Source organism: Martinezella paranaensis, from assembly GCF_014200235.1.
In the GTDB taxonomy this organism is placed as follows: domain Bacteria; phylum Pseudomonadota; class Alphaproteobacteria; order Rhizobiales; family Rhizobiaceae; genus Rhizobium; species Rhizobium paranaense.
This window is the reverse complement of sequence record NZ_JACHBI010000004.1, coordinates 218,205-235,367: the sequence shown is the minus strand read 5'-3', so window position 1 is coordinate 235,367 and position 17,163 is coordinate 218,205. Positions and strand designations below refer to the sequence as shown.

The 17,163-nt window shown below is 61.8% G+C and carries 17 protein-coding genes; 12 read left to right on the top strand and 5 right to left on the bottom strand.

Going from position 1 to position 17,163, the window contains the following annotated elements:
* Window positions 1–115 precede the first annotated feature (115 nt).
* A complete protein-coding gene (locus tag GGD50_RS12350) occupies window positions 116–400 on the top strand; it encodes a hypothetical protein (protein WP_107109691.1) in 285 nt (94 codons plus the stop codon).
* 63 nt (window positions 401–463) lie between these two features.
* Here GGD50_RS12350 and GGD50_RS12345 read toward each other — a convergent pair whose 3' ends face one another.
* The gene (locus GGD50_RS12345) at window positions 464–1,882 is read right to left on the bottom strand and encodes an aminotransferase-like domain-containing protein (RefSeq protein WP_107109692.1); all 1,419 of its coding nucleotides are present in this window, start codon (window positions 1,880–1,882) and stop codon (window positions 464–466) included.
* A gap of 106 nt (window positions 1,883–1,988) precedes the next feature.
* Here GGD50_RS12345 and GGD50_RS12340 point away from each other — a divergent pair, with 106 nt between their 5' ends.
* The 7 genes from GGD50_RS12340 (at window position 1,989) to GGD50_RS12310 (ending at window position 6,513) form a co-directional block, all read left to right on the top strand.
* Window positions 1,989–2,852: a DMT family transporter gene (locus GGD50_RS12340; protein ID WP_107109693.1), complete on the top strand. Its 864-nt coding sequence runs from the start codon at window positions 1,989–1,991 to the stop codon at window positions 2,850–2,852.
* Between the two features lie 82 nt (window positions 2,853–2,934).
* Window positions 2,935–3,399: a nuclear transport factor 2 family protein gene (locus GGD50_RS12335; protein WP_107109694.1), complete on the top strand. Its 465-nt coding sequence runs from the start codon at window positions 2,935–2,937 to the stop codon at window positions 3,397–3,399.
* 10 nt (window positions 3,400–3,409) lie between these two features.
* Window positions 3,410–3,973: a TetR/AcrR family transcriptional regulator gene (locus tag GGD50_RS12330; protein ID WP_107109695.1), complete on the top strand. Its 564-nt coding sequence runs from the start codon at window positions 3,410–3,412 to the stop codon at window positions 3,971–3,973.
* Window positions 3,970–4,284: a type II toxin-antitoxin system HicA family toxin gene (locus GGD50_RS12325; protein ID WP_210318837.1), complete on the top strand. Its 315-nt coding sequence runs from the start codon at window positions 3,970–3,972 to the stop codon at window positions 4,282–4,284. The genes GGD50_RS12330 and GGD50_RS12325 overlap by 4 nt, the downstream gene beginning before the upstream one ends.
* Window positions 4,281–4,637 (top strand): type II toxin-antitoxin system HicB family antitoxin, encoded by a 357-nt coding sequence (locus tag GGD50_RS12320; RefSeq protein WP_107109697.1) that lies wholly within the window; start codon window positions 4,281–4,283, stop codon window positions 4,635–4,637. The genes GGD50_RS12325 and GGD50_RS12320 overlap by 4 nt, the downstream gene beginning before the upstream one ends.
* An 80-nt stretch (window positions 4,638–4,717) precedes the next feature.
* On the top strand, window positions 4,718–5,029 hold the full coding sequence (locus GGD50_RS12315) for a TetR-like C-terminal domain-containing protein (protein ID WP_280951180.1): 312 nt from the start codon (window positions 4,718–4,720) through the stop codon (window positions 5,027–5,029).
* Between the two features lie 158 nt (window positions 5,030–5,187).
* Window positions 5,188–6,513 (top strand): glucoamylase family protein, encoded by a 1,326-nt coding sequence (locus GGD50_RS12310; protein WP_107109699.1) that lies wholly within the window; start codon window positions 5,188–5,190, stop codon window positions 6,511–6,513.
* A 265-nt stretch (window positions 6,514–6,778) separates the two neighbouring features.
* Here GGD50_RS12310 and GGD50_RS12305 read toward each other — a convergent pair whose 3' ends face one another.
* From GGD50_RS12305 to GGD50_RS12295, 3 genes are all read right to left on the bottom strand, one after another.
* Window positions 6,779–7,768, bottom strand: coding sequence for an Ldh family oxidoreductase (locus GGD50_RS12305; protein WP_107109700.1), 990 nt, complete (start codon window positions 7,766–7,768; stop codon window positions 6,779–6,781).
* Between the two features lie 89 nt (window positions 7,769–7,857).
* On the bottom strand, window positions 7,858–9,393 hold the full coding sequence (gene amaB / locus GGD50_RS12300; protein WP_107109701.1) for an L-piperidine-6-carboxylate dehydrogenase: 1,536 nt from the start codon (window positions 9,391–9,393) through the stop codon (window positions 7,858–7,860).
* A gap of 104 nt (window positions 9,394–9,497) precedes the next feature.
* Entirely contained in the window at window positions 9,498–10,781 is a 1,284-nt protein-coding gene (locus GGD50_RS12295) for an NAD(P)/FAD-dependent oxidoreductase (RefSeq protein ID WP_107109702.1), read from the bottom strand.
* 211 nt (window positions 10,782–10,992) lie between these two features.
* Between GGD50_RS12295 and GGD50_RS12290 the strand changes: the two genes are divergently transcribed.
* Complete coding sequence (locus GGD50_RS12290) at window positions 10,993–11,229, top strand: Lrp/AsnC ligand binding domain-containing protein (protein WP_107109703.1); 237 nt, start codon at window positions 10,993–10,995, stop codon at window positions 11,227–11,229.
* Window positions 11,230–11,631: 402 nt separating this feature from the next.
* The gene (locus GGD50_RS12285; protein ID WP_107109704.1) at window positions 11,632–12,834 is read left to right on the top strand and encodes a glycosyltransferase family 4 protein; all 1,203 of its coding nucleotides are present in this window, start codon (window positions 11,632–11,634) and stop codon (window positions 12,832–12,834) included.
* On the opposite strand, the gene GGD50_RS12280 is transcribed toward GGD50_RS12285, so the two are convergent.
* Window positions 12,801–13,655, bottom strand: coding sequence for a glycosyltransferase family 2 protein (locus GGD50_RS12280; protein ID WP_107109705.1), 855 nt, complete (start codon window positions 13,653–13,655; stop codon window positions 12,801–12,803). The genes GGD50_RS12285 and GGD50_RS12280 overlap by 34 nt on opposite strands.
* A gap of 187 nt (window positions 13,656–13,842) precedes the next feature.
* Here GGD50_RS12280 and GGD50_RS12275 point away from each other — a divergent pair, with 187 nt between their 5' ends.
* A complete protein-coding gene (locus GGD50_RS12275) occupies window positions 13,843–15,357 on the top strand; it encodes a lipopolysaccharide biosynthesis protein (RefSeq protein WP_107109706.1) in 1,515 nt (504 codons plus the stop codon).
* A 10-nt stretch (window positions 15,358–15,367) separates the two neighbouring features.
* A complete protein-coding gene (locus tag GGD50_RS12270; protein ID WP_107109943.1) occupies window positions 15,368–17,155 on the top strand; it encodes an alpha/beta hydrolase family protein in 1,788 nt (595 codons plus the stop codon).
* The last annotated feature ends 8 nt before the right edge of the window (window positions 17,156–17,163 follow it).

Sequence of the window (17,163 nt, the reverse complement as noted above, 5' to 3'; positions counted from 1 at the left end):
CTTCCTAGTGTCCGATTGTCTTTCCCATCTCTTCCCCGGCGTCAGGCCATACCCAGAGACGCTTGCTTTTTATGTCCTGTCCGTAGATCGCGGACGGAGCTGAGGATGCCGGGATATGAAAACGCTCGCTCTTGTCATTCCGTCGCTCATCTCCGTCACCTTCGCCCTTGCCTTCACCGTCTTGGGCGCCAACGCCGCAACCACGGGAAACAACAATTCCGCCCCATGCGCGAAAATGGTGGACAGCATCAATGAGGGCTTGAAGACATCGACGGTTAGCCCCGCCGACAGAAAGCGGGCACGCGAACTGGTGGCCGAAGGTCTCAAGCGCTGCAAGGCCGACGACTATTCCGGCGCCGACAGCTATTTTCTCGAAGCTTTGAAGATGCTGCACAAGTAACACATCCGGCAGTCTCGCCGGCCGGATCGTCATCGCCCGGGACCTGAGCAGCTACGCCGCCGATCATCCAGACCCCAATCTCCGCATCGACGCCGCCAGCACGTCGAAAATGCGGGCATCCGTCGATTGCGCGACATTGAAGCGGAGGAAATTGCTTGCCGTATCCCTCTGGCTGAAGGCGTTGCCGGGCGCCAGGATGATGCCTTCGGCAAGGCAGGCGCGGGCGATGCCAGTGGCATTCAGGCCCTCCGGCAGCCGGCACCAAAGGAACATGCCGGCCTGCGGCTTCAGCCAAGGCGTGATGCCGATTGCCTCCAATCGGGAGATGGTTTCGCTCATGGCCTTGGCAAGCCGGACCCGCAGCGCCTCGATATGCTTGCGATAGCCTCCGTCCTTCAGGGCCGCAAACAGCAGCTCAGCCCCCAATTGGCCGCCGCTGAAGTTGGTGGCGATCTTCAGATCGACAAGGCTGTCGATCCAATCCTGCCGGGCCGCGATGAAGCCGCACCGGACCGAGGCCGACAGCGTCTTTGAAAAACTGCCGATATGGATCACCCGATCGAGCCCGTCATAGGCGGCAAGCCGTGGCGCTGGCATGTGCTCGAAATCGGCGAAAATATCGTCTTCGATAATGATCAGGTTGGAAGCGTCCGCCAGCTTCAACAGGCGATGCGCCGTCACCGGCGACAATGCGGCACCGGTCGGGTTGTGAACGGCAGAATTGGTGATGTAGAGGCGCGGCTTATATCTTTCGAGCGCCTGAGCGAACAGCTCGATATCCGGCCCCGTCGGCGTGAAGGGCACGCCGACGATATTGGTCCTATGCGCCCGCAAGAGGGCGTGGAAATTGAAATAGCAGGGATCGTCGACCAGCACGGTATCGCCGGGTTCGAGCAGGAACCGGCAGAGAAGATCGATGGCCTGTGTGCCGGATTCCATGAGCATGACCTGATCGGGCGACGCGGTGATACCGTGCTCACCCATGCGCCGAGCCAGAAGCTGCCGCAAAGGCGGCAGACCGAGCGGCGTCCCATAGTTGGTGAGAATGCCGCTGCCGCCGTTTCGCGCCAGGCTTCGCATCGCGCGACGCAACGCCTCCTCCGGCATCCAGGAGGGCGGAAGCCAGCCGCAGCCGGGCTTCAGAACACCGTCGTCCACCTCGAGCGATTGCCGCGAAATCCAGAGCGGATCGACATCGCGTTCGAGCCGGGGAGCGATCTCCGACAGAGAAAGCGGCGCAAGCGGCCCGCAGACGTAGAAACCCGAACCGGGCCGCGAGCGGATGACGCCCTCGGCCGCCAGCCGTTCATAGGCTTCGACCACGGTGGAAACAGACACCTGCATCGTCTTGGCGAAGCTGCGCACCGAAGGAAGCCGCGCACCCGGCGCCAGGCTGCGCGCGGCGATACGATCCGCAATCGCCGCCATCACACCCTGGATACGCGTGCCGCTGGCCGCTTTCATGACGATGACATCGTTCATCCGTACTGCACCTCATACCATAACAGTTTGCGGAAATTGTACTGCACCGTCTCTGGAATGACCAGCCGACTTCGTCGATACCGGCTAGCAAACTTGGAGCATCGCAATGGACAAGACGACAAGCGGCTGGATCTACGGAATGACGGGCGTGCTGATTTTCAGCGGCTCATTGCCGGCAACACGGGTGGCGGTCATGGATTTCGATCCCGTCTTCCTGACGGTCGCCCGCGCCGCAATCGCCGGCATTCTGGCGCTGTGCCTGCTGCTTGCCTTTCGGGAGAAACGGCCCGTTCGCAGCGATATCATCCCCCTTGCCGTCGTGGCATTGGGCTGCGTCGTCGGCTTTCCGCTGCTGACGGCGCTGGCGCTCAAGCATGTCACTTCGGCGCATTCGATCGTCTTCATCGGATTGCTGCCGCTGGCCACGGCCATATTCGGCGTATTGCGCGGCGGCGAACGGCCGCGGCCGGCCTTCTGGCTATTTTCCGCCATCGGCAGCGCCATCGTCTGCGGCTATGCGCTCGCCCAGGGTATCTCCGCCTCGCCGGTCGGCGATCTGCTGATGCTGGCGGCAATCCTCGTCTGCGGGCTCGGCTATGCCGAGGGTGCGGTGCTGTCACGCCGGCTGGGAGGTTGGCAGGTTATTTCCTGGGCATTGGTCCTGTCGCTGCCGGTCATGATCGCGCTTTGCCTGTTCACCATGCCGCAGGCGATCGGTGGCATCGGCGAGCCAGCCTGGATCGGCCTGATCTATGTCTCGCTCTTCAGCATGCTGATCGGCTTCGTCTTCTGGTATCGCGGACTGGCACAGGGCGGCATTGCTGCCGTCGGGCAATTGCAGTTGCTGCAGCCCTTCTTCGGCTTGGCGCTCGCCGCCACGCTGCTGAAGGAAAGCGTCAGTTGGTCAATGCTTGCGGTGACCCTTGGCGTTGTCTGCTGCGTCGTCGGTGCAAAGAAATTCGCGCGATAGCCTCTTGAAGGCGCTGAACTCACTCTTGCTCTTATAAACCGATCGGTCTAGTGTGGCTACATCGGTCTAAAAGGAGCAAGCCATGGCCACCCCACTCGTGCCGCCGTTCACCCGCGAAACCGCGATCGCCAAGGTCCGCCTAGCTGAAGACGGTTGGAACAGCCGCGATCCTGAACGTGTCTCGAAGGTCTATACCGAAGACAGCCAGTGGCGGAACCGCGCCGAATTTCCGCGCGGCCGCAAGGAAATCATCGAATTCCTCACCCGCAAATGGGCCAGGGAGTTGGATTACCGGCTGATCAAGGAGCTATGGGCCTTCGACGGCAATCGCATCGCCGTGCGTTTCGCTTATGAATGGCACGACGACAGCGGTCACTGGTTTCGCTCCTATGGCAACGAGAATTGGGAATTCGACGCTGACGGCCTGATGCAGCGCCGTTTCGCCTCGATCAACGACATGCCGATCAAGGAAGAAGATCGGAAATTCCATTGGCCGCTCGGTCGCCGCCCGGACGATCATCCGGGACTGTCCGATCTCGGGCTCTAAGACGAAGGCGATGACACGCACCATCTTCGAAAAATCGGATGCCATAACCCTCGTCGCCGAAGTCTTTCGCGAACTCGGCTACGAGGGCGCATCGATGAGCAACATCACGGCGCGCACCAGATTGTCGAAAGGCAGCCTCTATCATTTCTTCCCCGGCGGAAAGGAGGAGATGGCGGCGGAGATCATGGCCAACATCGACGCCTGGTTCGTCAACGAGATGTTCAAGCCGCTCGAAGAGGACGACCCGCGCGCCGCCATCGCCCGCATGTGGGAGACGACAGACACGTATTTCCGCTCCGGCCGCCGCATCTGCCTCATCGGCGCCTTCGCACTCGACGAAACACGCGACCGTTTCGCAGGCGCGATCCAGGCCTATTTCTACCGTTGGATCGAAGCGCTTGCCGGCGCTTTGATGAGAGCATGCGTCACGACGGCGGAAGCAAATGCGCTCGCCGAAGAAGCGGTTGTCGGCATCCAAGGCGCGCTGACACTCGCGAGAGCGCTCGGGGACGATGGGATTTTCGGGCGGACGCTTCAAAGGCTGAGGGAGCGGGTGGAGGCTAGGTTGACCTGAGCTATGCACTCAACCTACCGCTTGCATATTCTGCTAGCATCCTCTATATTGCTAGCATAAATAGCAAGCAGATCAGAACTTTTGCCGCGGTTTTCAGAAACCCGATATCTGGCACGATTGATTGGGCCGATATCGAAAGTCTTCTCATCGCAACAGGCGCAAATGTCATCGAAGGAAGTGGCTCGCGCGTGAAGTTCGAAAAAGATGGCGCGGTTGCGAGCTTTCATCGCCCCCATCCGGACAAGGAAGCCAAGCGATATCAAGTTCGTGATGCCAGAGAATTTCTGATCCAAATCGGAGTAAGGCCGTGAACACCATGAGTTACAAGGGCTATCACGCCCGCATCGAATATGACGATGAAGATGAAATCTTTTTCGGCAAGATCGCCGGCATTTCCGACGTTATCGGCTTTCATGCCGAAAGCGTCACCGAACTTAAGAGAGCCTTTCACGAGGCAGTCGATGATTATGTCGCTACGTGTCATCAGATTGGTAAGGAGCCGCAAAAGCCCTATTCCGGCAAGATGATGTTCAGAGTTGACCCGGAAGTTCATCGTCGTGCCGCCATGGCTGCCGAGCTTTCCGGCAAGAGCCTGAATCAGTGGGCGGAAGAAACCCTTGAAAAAGCCGCCGAGCAGGCAGGTCAGACTCGACGGGCCGGATAAGTTTCCAGAACCAAACTCGGCTTCCCGCTAAGCCAAACAACAGGATGTCTCATGCTCGGTAAGACGAAAAGCGCGCGAGCATTTACTGTCCCGCCAATTGCCGCCGCACGCGCTGCGGATACCACCCCGTAAATCTTACCGCACCGGCAAGCGCCGCCCTCGCGGCGCGCCAGGCGCTTATGGCCGCCGTCCAGGCCCGCACATCAGACACATCGGCATCGCCGCTGAAGATGGCGGCACAGGCGACGGCCCTCTGGTCACTGGTGCATGGCTTCGCTATGCTCCGGCTAGAGGGACGTCTGAACGGCATGATCAGATCGCTTCCCGGCGACGAAACGGCCGATGGTTTGCTGGACGCAGTGCTCGCGGCTATTCGTCTTGTCGATGATTGAGCTTTCTGGAGGCGGCCGCCTGCCGGTATATCCGGCGGACGTTTCCATCTTAAACAATCGTCCACAAAAGCGTGGCAGCATCAATCATCTTTGATTTGCAACTGTCCGAGCTCTTGTGCTCAGCAGAAACGGGGGGCGCCGAGGAGATGGATCAGACAATGCTGCAACAGACCAACGAAGCCGACGATGTGCTGATCGATCGCTTGCAACGTTCAGCCTTCGACTATTTCATGCTCTACACCAATCCGGAAAACGGGCTGGTGGCGGATACGTCGATCAAGACGAGCCACTGCAGCATCGCCGCCGTTGGTTTTGCACTGTCGAGCTACCCCGTCGCCGTCGAACGCGGCTGGATCAGCCGCGCGGAAGCGGCAGAGCGCGTGCTGACCACACTCAATTTCTTTGCCGAAAGCCAACAGGGCGAAGAACGCGGCGCCACCGGTTATCGCGGCTTCTACTATCACTTCCTCTATATGGCGACCGGCAACCGCGCCTGGAACAGCGAACTCTCGACCATCGATACCGGCCTTTTCCTGATTGGCGTCTTGACGGCGGCTGCCTATTTCAACGGCCCCGACCAGGACGAAGTGGACATCCGTAAGCAGGCGCAGTTTCTCTACGAGCGCTGCGATTGGCATTGGGCCCTGAACAAGGGCCAAACGATCAGCATGGGCTGGAAGCCGAGCAGCGGTTTCCTGCGCTGGCGCTATCAGGGCTATGACGAGGCGATCTTCCTTTATGTGCTGGCGCTCGCTTCGACCACCCATTCCGTGCCGTCCTCGAGCTACGACGCCTTCGCCTCGACCTATACCTGGATGATGTTCAAGGACACGCCCTATCTCTATGCCGGGCCGCTGTTCATCCATCTCTTCTCGCACGCCTGGATCGATTTTCGCGGCATTGCCGACCGGCATGTGGCCGACAAGGATACGGATTATTTCCGCAACACCCAGACGGCCATCGCCGTTCAACGCGATTACACCGACCGCAACCCCGGCCACTTCATCGGCTATGCTAAGGACATCTGGGGGCTCTCGGCCTGCGACGGCCCGAACCCGACGGGCACCAAGCACAGCCGGCGTTACAGCCCGAAGGTTCTCGGCTATGCCGCCCGCGGTGCGCCGCTCGGTCCCGACGACGGTACGATTGCGCCCTGGGGGCCGCTATCCTGTCTGCCGTTCGACCGCAAAGCCGCGCTCGATGGCACCAGGGCTATCCTTGCCACCTATCCGAACCTGTTGCTGGACGGCCGCTTTCCCGGTGGCTTCAACCCGAGCGTCAGGGGTCCCGGCCCGGAAGGCTGGGTCGACGACCGTTCGGTTGCCATCGATCAGGGCCTGCTCGTCATGATGATCGAAAACGAACGCACCGGGCTGATCTGGAACCTGATGCGGCAATCGCCGATCCTGCGCCGCGGCCTGGAACGCGCCGGCTTTACCGGCGGCTGGCTGGACGAAAAGCAGGCAGCGCCGGCGATCGCCTGAGCTTTGGATCGCGGGTGAACGTCAGGCATCTCTATCAATGTCGCAGCCATGTGCCTGGCCCCTCACCCTAGCCCTCTCCCCGCAAGCGGGGCGAGGGGACGATCGAGTCAAGCAAATACCCTCTCACGCGTACAAGCCTCATGCATGTAGCGCCTTGTTTGCGCGATAGCTCCCTCGCCCCGCTTGCGGGGAGAGGGCTGGGGTGAGGGGCCGTGCACAAGAGCGCGGCAAAAAATACATTCACCCGACCATCACCGTCGGCGGTTCAAAGCCTCTCTATCGCGGCAATCACTGCGTCCTCGACGTCGATGCCCTCACTTAGCGCAAGACGCCGCGCCGTCTGCCCGCGCCGACCCGGCAGGCGGACATTGGGATCTTGGGTGATCTCGCTTGCCAGCAATGCCAGCCGCTGCGCCGTGTCGACGGCGCTCGTGGCTGCCGGATTGATCGCGATGATCATATGGCCGAGTGCCGGAGGCGCCCCTTGATCATCGAAGAGCGAAGAGGACTCGAAGGCATAATTGGCACCGGTCAGGCCAGCCGCCAGTATCTCGACCATGAGGGCGAGGGCTGCTCCTTTCGAATCGCCAGCGGGAATCATCGTGCCGGCCAAGGCTTCTTCGGCATTGGTGGTCGGCTTGCCGCTGTGGTCGAAGGCCCAATCCGGCGGGATCGGCACCCCTTTCTGCCGGGCGGCCATGACCTTGCCGCGCGCCACTTTCGAAAGCGCTAGATCGATCACGATCGGCTCGTCATCGGGAAGCGGCGCGGCAAAGGCGATCGGGTTGGTGCCGAAGACAGGTCTTTTGCCGCCCCAGGGCGCCATGGAAGCCGGGGCATTGGCAACCATCAGGGCCACCAACCCCTGATCGGCAAAACGCTCCACGGTGAGGCCCATGACGCCGGCATGATGCGAACGGCTGATGGCCGCGAGCGCAATCCCCTGCTCGCGGGCAATGACCGAAAGCTCGGCAACGGCAAGGTCGAGCGCCGGATAAGCATAGCCGTTGCCGGCATCGATGCGCAGCACAGCAGGATAGGGCCGAACGAGCTGCGGCTTGGCGAAGCCGTCGGTCTTGCCGATCTTTGCCTGTGCGGCATAGGCGGGCACGCGGCGCAGACCGTGCCCACTCTGCCCGGCCGCCTCCGCCGCCACGAGGGCAACGGCCACCGAACGGGCGTTTTCGGGACTGACCCGATTTCGCCGCAGCGCCTCAGCAACCAGCGTTTCGGCCTCGGCGAGCGACAGATACATGGGGAGGAACCTTGGAACGATTAAGGAGGGCGAAAGCGATCCTACGCCCACGCCCTCCTCATCGCAACGCGACGATTGCCATGCTCGCCTTACTCGACGTCGAACTTGACGCCCTGTGCCAGTGGCAATGTCCTGCCATAGTTGATGGTGTTGGTCGCCCGGCGCATATAGGCCTTCCAAGCGTCGGAGCCGGATTCACGGCCGCCGCCGGTCTCCTTCTCGCCGCCGAAGGCACCGCCGATTTCAGCGCCGGAAGGGCCGAGATTGACATTGGCGATGCCGCAGTCCGAACCGCGCGCCGAAACGAAGGCTTCCGCCTCGCGCATGTCATTGGTGAAGATCGACGACGACAGGCCCTGCGGCACGGCGTTGTGCAGCGCCAGGACCTCGTCGAAATCGCTGTACTTCATCACATAGAGGATCGGCGCGAAGGTTTCATGCTCGACCGGACCGGCCTGCTGAGGCATCTCGACCAGGGCCGGACGAACGTAGAAGGCATCGGCGGTACCGTTTTCGACGCGTTCGCCGCCGGTCACCTTGCCGCCGGACGACTGCGCCTCTCCAAGCGCCGCCTGCATCTTGTCGAAGGCCTGCTTGTCGATCAGCGGGCCAACGAGCGTGCCCGTTTCCAGCGGATTGCCGATGGTGACCGAGCCGTAAGCCTTCTGCAGCCGCGGCACGAGCTGATCGTAGACGCTTTCATGCACGAAGAGGCGGCGCAGCGTCGTGCAACGCTGGCCGGCGGTGCCCATGGCGGAAAAGGCGACGCCGCGCAGCGTCAGGTCGAGGTCGGCCGTCGGGCAGACGATCGCGGCATTGTTGCCGCCGAGTTCGAGGATGGCGCGGGCGAAGCGGTTGGCAAGACGCGGGCCGACAGCGCGGCCCATGGCTGTCGAGCCGGTTGCCGAAACCAGCGGAATCTTCGGGTGATCCACCAGCACTTCGCCGACGTCGCGGCCACCGATGATCAGGGTCGAGAGATTAGCCGGCGCCTCGCCGCCCTCGGCGACATAGCGTTTCAGCGCCTTTTCGAACAAGGCCTGCACGGCAAGCGCCGTCAGCGGCGTCTTTTCCGATGGCTTCCAGACGGTGGAATTGCCACAGACAATGGCGAGCGCTGCGTTCCACGACCAGACGGCAACGGGGAAGTTGAAGGCGGAAATGATGCCGACCGGCCCCAGCGGATGCCAGCTTTCCATCATCCGATGTTCCGAGCGCTCGGTGGCAATGGTCAGGCCGTAGAGCTGGCGCGACAGGCCGACGGCGAAATCGCAGATATCGATCATCTCCTGCACTTCGCCTAAACCTTCGGAGGTGATCTTGCCGACTTCGATGGAAACGAGGCGGCCAAGCGCGGCTTTGCCGGCACGCAACTCTTCGCCAAGCAGGCGGATCAGCTCTCCACGTTTCGGCGCCGGCACGGCGCGCCAGGAGAGAAATGCCTCATGCGCCTTGTCGATTGCGGCTTTCGCTTCGGCAGCCGAATGCTCCCTGAGCCGGCCGATTTCAGCGCCGGTCACGGGTGAGGTGACGGCAAGTGTTCCGCCCGTATAACGATCGGCGGCAACGCTGAGTTCGGTCAGGATTGCCTTTGTCTCGGCGGCGAGATCGAGTGTGGCGGTCATGTCGTCTTCCTCTTCTTGTTTTGATGGTCCAGTTCCCGTCCCCAGGACGTCACTCGCACGCGGACCGGAGCGACCCTTGTGCGTTCAAACGAACTCACGGCGCTTCAGCCCCTCGCGCCAACAAAATGCGCGGCCTGGGCGCCGGCTTCGTACCACATTTCCTTCAACGCCCGAAAGCTGGGCTCTTTGGGATCGGTCGGCGGCAACGGCAGGTCGGCTTCGGAAACGCGGCCGAGAACATGGTCGGACAATATTTTGCCGAACACCGTGCCGGGCGCGATACCACGCCCATTATAGCCGGAAAAGCCGACGACATTCGGCGCAAATCGGTGGAAGCGCGGCAGGGCGTTGTCGGTCATGCCGATCTTGCCGTACCACTCGCTTTCAAAGGCGATGTCTCCGAGTTGCGGAAACAGCTTCTTCAGCGAACGTCGCACCCAGTTCTTGTGGATGGCGAGCCCGGTATTGCGCAATGCCCCGACGCTGCCGAAGACAAGGCGGCCGGCCTGATCCATGCGGAAGGACGACAGGATCTCCTTCGTATCCCACGCCCCCTCGCGTCCCGGCAGGACCGATTTGCGCAGGTTGTCGCCAAGCGGCACGGTGGCGAAATTGAAATAGGGAAGATGCACCTGCTCACTGCGCACCTGTTCCCAGGGGCCGGTGCTATAGGCATCCGTCGCGACGATGATCCAATCCGCACTGACAGTGCCGCCGGCAGTCCCGACGATCCATCGCCCACCGTTCTTCTCGGTCGCCGTCACGCGACTGCCGGTGTGGATGACAACACCGGCCTTGGCCGCCGCATGCGCCAGACCGCGGACATAGGCCAGCGGCTGCAATGTGCCGGCCCGCATATCGAGCAACGCCCCCGCATAGGCAGAACTCCCCACCCGCCGCGCCGTCTCGCCAGCATCGAGGACGGTGACCGGGGCACCGCGCTTGCTCCATTGACGGGCACGCTCCTCGATCTCCTTCAGCCCCTCGGATCCAACGGCGCAATGCAAAGTGCCGTTGCGCTCCAGCTCGCAGGCGATGCCGTGTTTCTCGATCAGCGCCATCACCAGCTTTGGCGCATCGCCCAGAAGCTCCAGCAGCCTTTCGCCATAGACCGGGCCGAGCACGCCGGGCAGGTCTTCGGGCATGACCCACATGCCGGCATTGATCAGGCCGACATTGCGCCCTGCACCGCCAAAGCCGATTTCATTGGCCTCCAGCAGCACGACCTTGGTTCCAGCTTCCGCCAGATGTAGTGCCGAGGAGAGCCCCGTATAGCCGCCGCCGACCACCACCACATCGGCCGAAACATCGCCGGCAAGCGGCTCTGTCGCAGGCGGCGGCGGAGCAGTTTTCTCCCAGAGTCCGTGAGAGCGAGGGTCATTCAGCATCGAGTCGATCCAATTGCCTAAAAGAATCCGGCCAATCTAGCGCCACCTCCCGACTTGCGGAAGCAGGAACAACGACATCCGGTGGATAGAGAAAAACTTGCATGGCCACGCCGCTTTCGACCATTATAGAGCAAAGCGGCGGCCGCCATCGCGGCCGGGACAGAGTCAAGACAGCCGCCATCGCGGTCGCGGACAGAACCAGGACAATCTCATGAAGCCCATTTTCGTTCAGCTCCAATGCGCCCCCGGCAAGACCTACGAGGTCGCCGATGCGATCTACCAGACGGAGCTGGTCTCGGAACTCTATTCCACCAGCGGCGACTACGACCTGCTGCTGAAGGTCTACATCAAGGACGAGCTGGATATCGGCAAGTTCATCAACGACAACATCGCCAATATCCCCGGCATCGTCCGCTCGCTGACCACATTGACGTTCCGGGCGTTTTGAGAGGTCCGATTGAGTGACGGGTTATGCCTCTCTTTCCGAGATGGCCCCTCACCCCAACCCTCTCCCCGCAAGCGGGGCGAGGGGGCATACAGAGTTCTGTGTCCAGGAGCACGGTCACGCCGCGAACACCGAAGCAGTCCCCTCTCCCCGCCTGCGGGGAGAGGGCTAGGGTGAGGGGCCCGGAGCCGCCGGGCACAAAACAACACCCGCCTGACAAGCCCAACCTTCCCTAACGGAACGCTCCGATATTAACCCTCTTGCTTGAAACGCCGCGGCCTCTCGTCCGCAATTAAGCTCTTTTTAACCGGCAAGATGATGTGCTTTGCGCGCTGATCAAGAGACGGCGCCTTCGTGCGCCTGATCGCCGCGGCTTTGCGCGGCTTAGGGATCGAGGGCGGGTCAATGACATCGGCTATTTCGGATATTCAGGCACAGAATGCCGCGGGACCGCTGATCGTGCATGTCGTGCGCCAGTTTTTGCCCAACAAGGGCGGGCTGGAAGACGTGGTTGCCAATCTCTGCCGGCAGTTGATCGGCCGCGGCTATCGTGTCCGGGTCGTCACCTGCAACAGCCTGTTCTCCGATCCCACCCGCGAACTGGCGCCGGCCGAAACGATCGACGATATCGAGATCGTCCGCATCCCCTGGTCCGGCTCCAGCCGTTATCCCTTGGCGCCGCAGGTGTTCAAGCATATCGCCGATGCCGACCTCATCCACGTCCATGCCGTCGATTTCTTCTTCGACGCACTTGCTTGGGGCAAGCTGTTCCATGGCCGTCCGATGGTTGCCACCACCCATGGCGGTTTCTTCCACACGCCGAAATATGTCGCCATCAAGAAGCTCTGGTTCAACACCGCAACCCGGCTTTCCGCCCTCGCCTACGCTGAGCTCATCTGCTGCAGCCTGTCGGACGAACGGCTGTTTTCCAGCATCGCCGGCCGCCGCACCCGCCTGATCGAAAACGGCGCCGATGTCGGCAAATTCGCCAATTGCGCCGCGCTCGAAGCCCGCCGCCGCATCGTCACCATCGGTCGTTTCTCCGTCAACAAGCGGCTCGACCGCATGCTTGATGTCATGAAGGTGCTTGCTGCCCGCAATCCGGATTGGCATCTCGACATTATCGGCGCCGTCTCCGATCTCGATCAGCCGACGCTGGAAAAGGAAATTGCCGTCCGCGACCTTGGCCGCCATGTGTCGCTACATATATCGATCGACAATTGCGCCATCCGCAACATCATCGCCCGCGCCTCGATTTTCGCCTCGGCCTCCGAATATGAGGGCTTCGGCCTTGTGGCGATCGAGGCGATGAGTGCCGGCCTGCTGCCGGTGCTGCACACGAACGACGCCTACAAGGCGCTCGCCGAGACCCATCCGATGCTAATGCTGTCCGATTTTTCCAATCCGGAAACTGCTGCCGACGCCCTAGCCGCCGCTTTCGCACGCTTAGGGGCCGAAGGCCTCGGCCTCAGGGAAGAACTCATTCATGACGCCCGCGCCTATGCATGGGATGAGGTCGCGCAGCGCTATATCGATGCTTATGCCGAAGCCATGACGCCGCGCGGCGAACGGCATCAGCCCCTGCCCCACCGCGGCCAGGTCGCATAACCTTCCAGAATGCCCATCAGCCAGGCCCGCTTGTAACGGGCCGTATCGGCCCTGCATCGTACCAGCGCCGCCAGCCAGCCGGCGACGGGCCGGCACAGGCGATAGCCGACATAGGCGAGCGGAAAGCGCTGCTTGCGCATCAGCGCGCCGAAGCCGCGGCCATACTTGCGCGCCCGCTCGATCTGACGCGGACCGTATTCACTGGTGACCTGATCGTGATGAACGATCAATTCGGGAAAGAACATCAGCCGCTTGCCGGCAGCAAGCGCCCGCAACAGAAAATCCGCCTCCTCGCCGCTTTGGAACGGCGAGTCCGAACCGACCCCGAGATTCTCGTCGAAGCCGCCGATATCAGGCAGTGCTGCACGGCGCACAAAGATGCTGTTGGAATTGCCGCACTTCAGGTAGTTCCAGCGCGTCACCGCAAGCGAGATTTCGCCCGTCGGGCTGACGGAGGCCAAGCCGCCGGCATCGAGCGTGCGGCCGGTGACGATGGCAAGCTCGGGATGCTCGGCGAACAGCCGCTCCGCCATCTCCAGCGTATCCGGCTCATACCAGCAGTCATCGTCGGGAAAGCAGACATAGTCGCCATTCGCTGCCGCCATCCCATTGTTGCGTGCCCGCGAAAGGCCTTTGGGCGAACGGATATGGCGGATCGCGAAAGAGGGCGAAAAGCTTCCGATCAACTCCAACAGCCGATCGTCCGGATTTTGATCGACGAGGATCACCTCGAAATCCCTCTGGCGCTGATTCATCAGCGACAGAAACAGCCTTTCCAACTGGTCGAAACGGTCGATCGTGCAGACGACGAGGCTGAACAAGGAGGACCCTCCGAACAAACGGCAAGCCAGCCAATATGGGGATATCGCATATTAGCTGAAGTAAAAATGAAAGTTACATTAGGAATAGACGGTAAATATTAAGGCATATGAAATACAGCAGACGCTATTCCATGAAGAGCCGGACATTTGCGGCCACTTTCTGCGACCTGGGAAAACGGTAATCTTCATGACGAAGAGCATCATGGCGAATTCGGCGTTGAACGCAGCGGCGGGGCTGACCCTGCTGGCGACCGGTTTTGCCTGTTCGATTATCGCGGCCCGCCTGCTTGGCCCGGAGGCCAACGGCATCATCGCCTTTTCGCTCTGGTTGACGACGACGGGCGCGCTCGTTGCCGAACTTGGCACCGGCATCACGCTGCTGCGCATCCTGCCGCAACTGAAGGTCCAGGGCTATTCGACGGAGGAGCGGCGCGGTTTTGCGGCCTATCTCCTGCATCCAACGATCCTGTCGACGCTGATCCTGCTTGCCGGCTATGCCGCCTATTATTGGGAAGCGGAGCGGATGCATTGGGCAAACGATGCATCGTCCATCATCGTCATCACCGGCGCGTTTTTCGTCCTGCAGTCGCTCGGCGCCTACAGCAAGAACTATCTGGTCGGCGAACAGCAGCTCGGCGCTTTCTTCCGCATGACCCTGACCAGCTCGGTGCTGCAGCTCGCCACCGTGCTTCTCGGCGCCATCTTCTTCGGTGTCACCGGCGCCCTTGCCGGCTATGCCATCGGTCAGATCCCGATGTTCATCTCGAGCCTGAGGATCGCCGCCGCTCCCCGGAACAGTTGCGGCGTCGGCCTTGGCTATCTCGTCCGTTCCTCGCTCATTCTCTCGGCCGAATTCATCAACAGCTCGATCTTCCTGAATCGCATCGAGCTGGTGTTCCTGCAGCATTATTGGGGCATCGAAGCCGTCGGCTTCTATGCTGTCGGCCTGTCGCTTGCCAATCTGGCGCTGCAGCTTCCGGTACAGTTGAGCGGCAGCCTGCTGCCCTATTACTCCGAGCAGATGCATTCGCAGGCGTCGGGCAAGCTGCCGGTCCATGTCTTCGAAGGTGTGGCGCGCGCCATTTCCTATATCACCCTGCCGATGAGCTTCGGCCTTGCGGCGATCGCCCCCGAGCTGGTGGTGACGATCTTCGGCAAACCCTTCGGCCCGAGCGGTGGCATGGTGGCGCTGCTGTCGCTGACCGCAGCCCCTTACGTCTTCATGCAGATCTGCACGCAATATCTCTATTCCATCGACCGCATGCGTGAGCGTACCATTATCGGCGGCGTCGCCAGCGCCATCATGGTCGTCGGTTGCTTCATCGCAGTGCCTCTCTATGGCGGCGAAGGTGGCGCTCTGGTGCGGCTGCTCGCCTTCACCGCCATGTGCGTGCTGATGGTGCGCCGTATGGAATTCGAAGGCTCGATGCACAGCATGTTCGTTAGCCTCGCCAAGGTGACCGGCGCATCCGCGCTCTGCGCCGCCGCGGCCTACGGTTTCGTTCATGTGCTGCCCGGTATTCCCGGCCTCGCCAGCGCCGTCATCGCCGGCATCCTGGTCTACGGCCTGGCGCTCCGGCTGCTGAATGCCGTGCCGCCGGAGGATATCGCCGCCCTGCAACAAATTGCTGCGCGTCTACCCCGGCGCGCGCATCCATTTGCCGTTCACGCGCTGGCATGGCTGGCGCCGCGCCGAATTTGAGGAGAATGCCATGGCTGCGTTGGGAGCCGCCGAATACCAGGGTCCGCTTAAGGAGATGACCGCCGCCGCCATGCCGGTGACCTTCTCCCGAACTGTCGGCCTGTTCACGCCCGCCGTCGCGCCGACGAGCCAGACGGCCGTATTGTTCCTCAGCCCCTGGGGCTTCGAGGAAATGTGCACCCGCAAATTCTGGCGCATCCTCGCCGAAGATCTCGCCAAGACAGGCATCGCCAGCCTCCGCTTCGACTATGCCGGCACCGGCGATGCGCTCGACGTTGACGATCCAGGCGAAGGATTGGCGCTGTGGGAAAATACGGCGCGCGACGCCGCGGCCTTGCTGCGATCGCTCTCCGGCTGCGAACGCCTGATTCTGGTGAGCCAAGGGCTCGGAAGTGTCGTCGCCCTTAATATTGCAGAGCAGCTCTCCACCGCCGACGGCATCGCGCTGCTGGCCCCCACCATCTCCGGCCGGGCTTATCTGCGCGAATTGACCATGTGGTCGAAAATGATCGACGAGGGCATGGGGCTCACCGAAACACAGCGCCGGACCGAAGGCGTCACCATCGCCAGCCTACATATGCCGGACACTACCGCCGCCGCTGTCAAAAAACTCAACCTGATGACGCTTGCCCATGTCGGCGTGCCGGATTGCCTTGTCCTGACACGGCCCGGTCGCCCCGCCGATGCCGATTTCGCTGCTCATCTCGAAACCCTCGGCCCGCGTGTCGAACGCGCTGCCTATGAGGGTTATGACGAGCTGGTGTCGAACCCGACTATCGCCACCATGCCGCTCGAAGCCGGCCGGAAAATTCTGGATTGGGCGCGGTCGATCGCGACGGAATCCACGACGGCATCGCGCAGAATTCTCCGCACGCCCCGTGCCGAAGCGCTTGAGGGCGATGGTTTTCGCGAGACGCCGCTGCGTTTTGGCGAGGGCGACCGCCTCTTCGGCATTCTCTGCGAACCCGCAGGCGCCCGTGCGGGCGCGACAGCATTGCTCTTAACGACGGCCTATGACCGCCATGCCGGCTGGGGCCGGATGTCGGTGACCATGGCGCGGACACTCGCCCGCGACGGCATCCCCTCGCTGCGTTTCGATACCGCCAATGTTGCCGACAGCCCGCCGCTTCCCGACGCGCAGGAGCAGGTGCTTTATTCCCGCGATCAGCAGCAGGACGTTGACGCCGCACTCAACTTTCTGGAGAATCGTGAGCTGCTGCCCGCCTTTGCCGTCGGCCGCTGCAGCGGTGGTTATCTCGCCTTTCAGAGCGCTATCCGCGATAGCAGATGCCGCGGTCTGATCACCGTCAATCCTTACGCTTTCTTCTGGGATGAAACCCAGCCGGTCGACGAAGCCCTGCGCTTCGTGCCGCGTTCGCTTGAGACCTACGGCCTGAAATTCCTGCAGTTCGAGACCTTGAAGCGGCTCTATGGCGGCCAGATCGACGCCAAGAGCGCGGCGCGCAACATCGTCGTGGCGCTGGCGCGGCGCGCCGTCCGTCTCGGTCGCCCGCTGCTCGGCGTTCTCCCCTTCTTCGCCGGCGAGCATGAAACCGTCATCAACGGCTTCCGCACGCTTACAAAACGTCAGGTCGATATTTCGCTGATCTACAGCGCCCACGACATCGGTCTGGATCATTTCCGCGAACACTTTGGCGAAGACGCCGCCGGCCTGAAGAACTTTCCGGACATCCGCCTCACCATCATCCCCGACGCCGATCACAATCTGACACCGTCCTATGCGCGGAAAGTGTACTTGCACGAGGTGAGAGAGATGGCATTGAGGCTCGGCAAATGAGTGCCTAT

Excerpts from the sequence above, each read along its gene's own strand:
- GGD50_RS12345 (WP_107109692.1), bottom strand. The coding sequence starts at position 1,882 with ATGAACGATGTCATCGTCATGAAAGCGGCCAGCGGCACGCGTATCCAG.
- GGD50_RS12310 (WP_107109699.1), top strand. The coding sequence starts at position 5,188 with ATGCTGCAACAGACCAACGAAGCCGACGATGTGCTGATCGATCGCTTG.
- GGD50_RS12270 (WP_107109943.1), top strand. The coding sequence starts at position 15,368 with ATGGCTGCGTTGGGAGCCGCCGAATACCAGGGTCCGCTTAAGGAGATG.
- GGD50_RS12295 (WP_107109702.1), bottom strand. The coding sequence starts at position 10,781 with ATGCTGAATGACCCTCGCTCTCACGGACTCTGGGAGAAAACTGCTCCG.
- GGD50_RS12350 (WP_107109691.1), top strand. The coding sequence starts at position 116 with ATGAAAACGCTCGCTCTTGTCATTCCGTCGCTCATCTCCGTCACCTTC.
- GGD50_RS12275 (WP_107109706.1), top strand. The coding sequence starts at position 13,843 with ATGACGAAGAGCATCATGGCGAATTCGGCGTTGAACGCAGCGGCGGGG.
- GGD50_RS12290 (WP_107109703.1), top strand. The coding sequence starts at position 10,993 with ATGAAGCCCATTTTCGTTCAGCTCCAATGCGCCCCCGGCAAGACCTAC.
- amaB (WP_107109701.1), bottom strand. The coding sequence starts at position 9,393 with ATGACCGCCACACTCGATCTCGCCGCCGAGACAAAGGCAATCCTGACC.
- GGD50_RS12335 (WP_107109694.1), top strand. The coding sequence starts at position 2,935 with ATGGCCACCCCACTCGTGCCGCCGTTCACCCGCGAAACCGCGATCGCC.
- GGD50_RS12340 (WP_107109693.1), top strand. The coding sequence starts at position 1,989 with ATGGACAAGACGACAAGCGGCTGGATCTACGGAATGACGGGCGTGCTG.
- GGD50_RS12305 (WP_107109700.1), bottom strand. The coding sequence starts at position 7,768 with ATGTATCTGTCGCTCGCCGAGGCCGAAACGCTGGTTGCTGAGGCGCTG.
- GGD50_RS12285 (WP_107109704.1), top strand. The coding sequence starts at position 11,632 with ATGACATCGGCTATTTCGGATATTCAGGCACAGAATGCCGCGGGACCG.
- GGD50_RS12330 (WP_107109695.1), top strand. The coding sequence starts at position 3,410 with ATGACACGCACCATCTTCGAAAAATCGGATGCCATAACCCTCGTCGCC.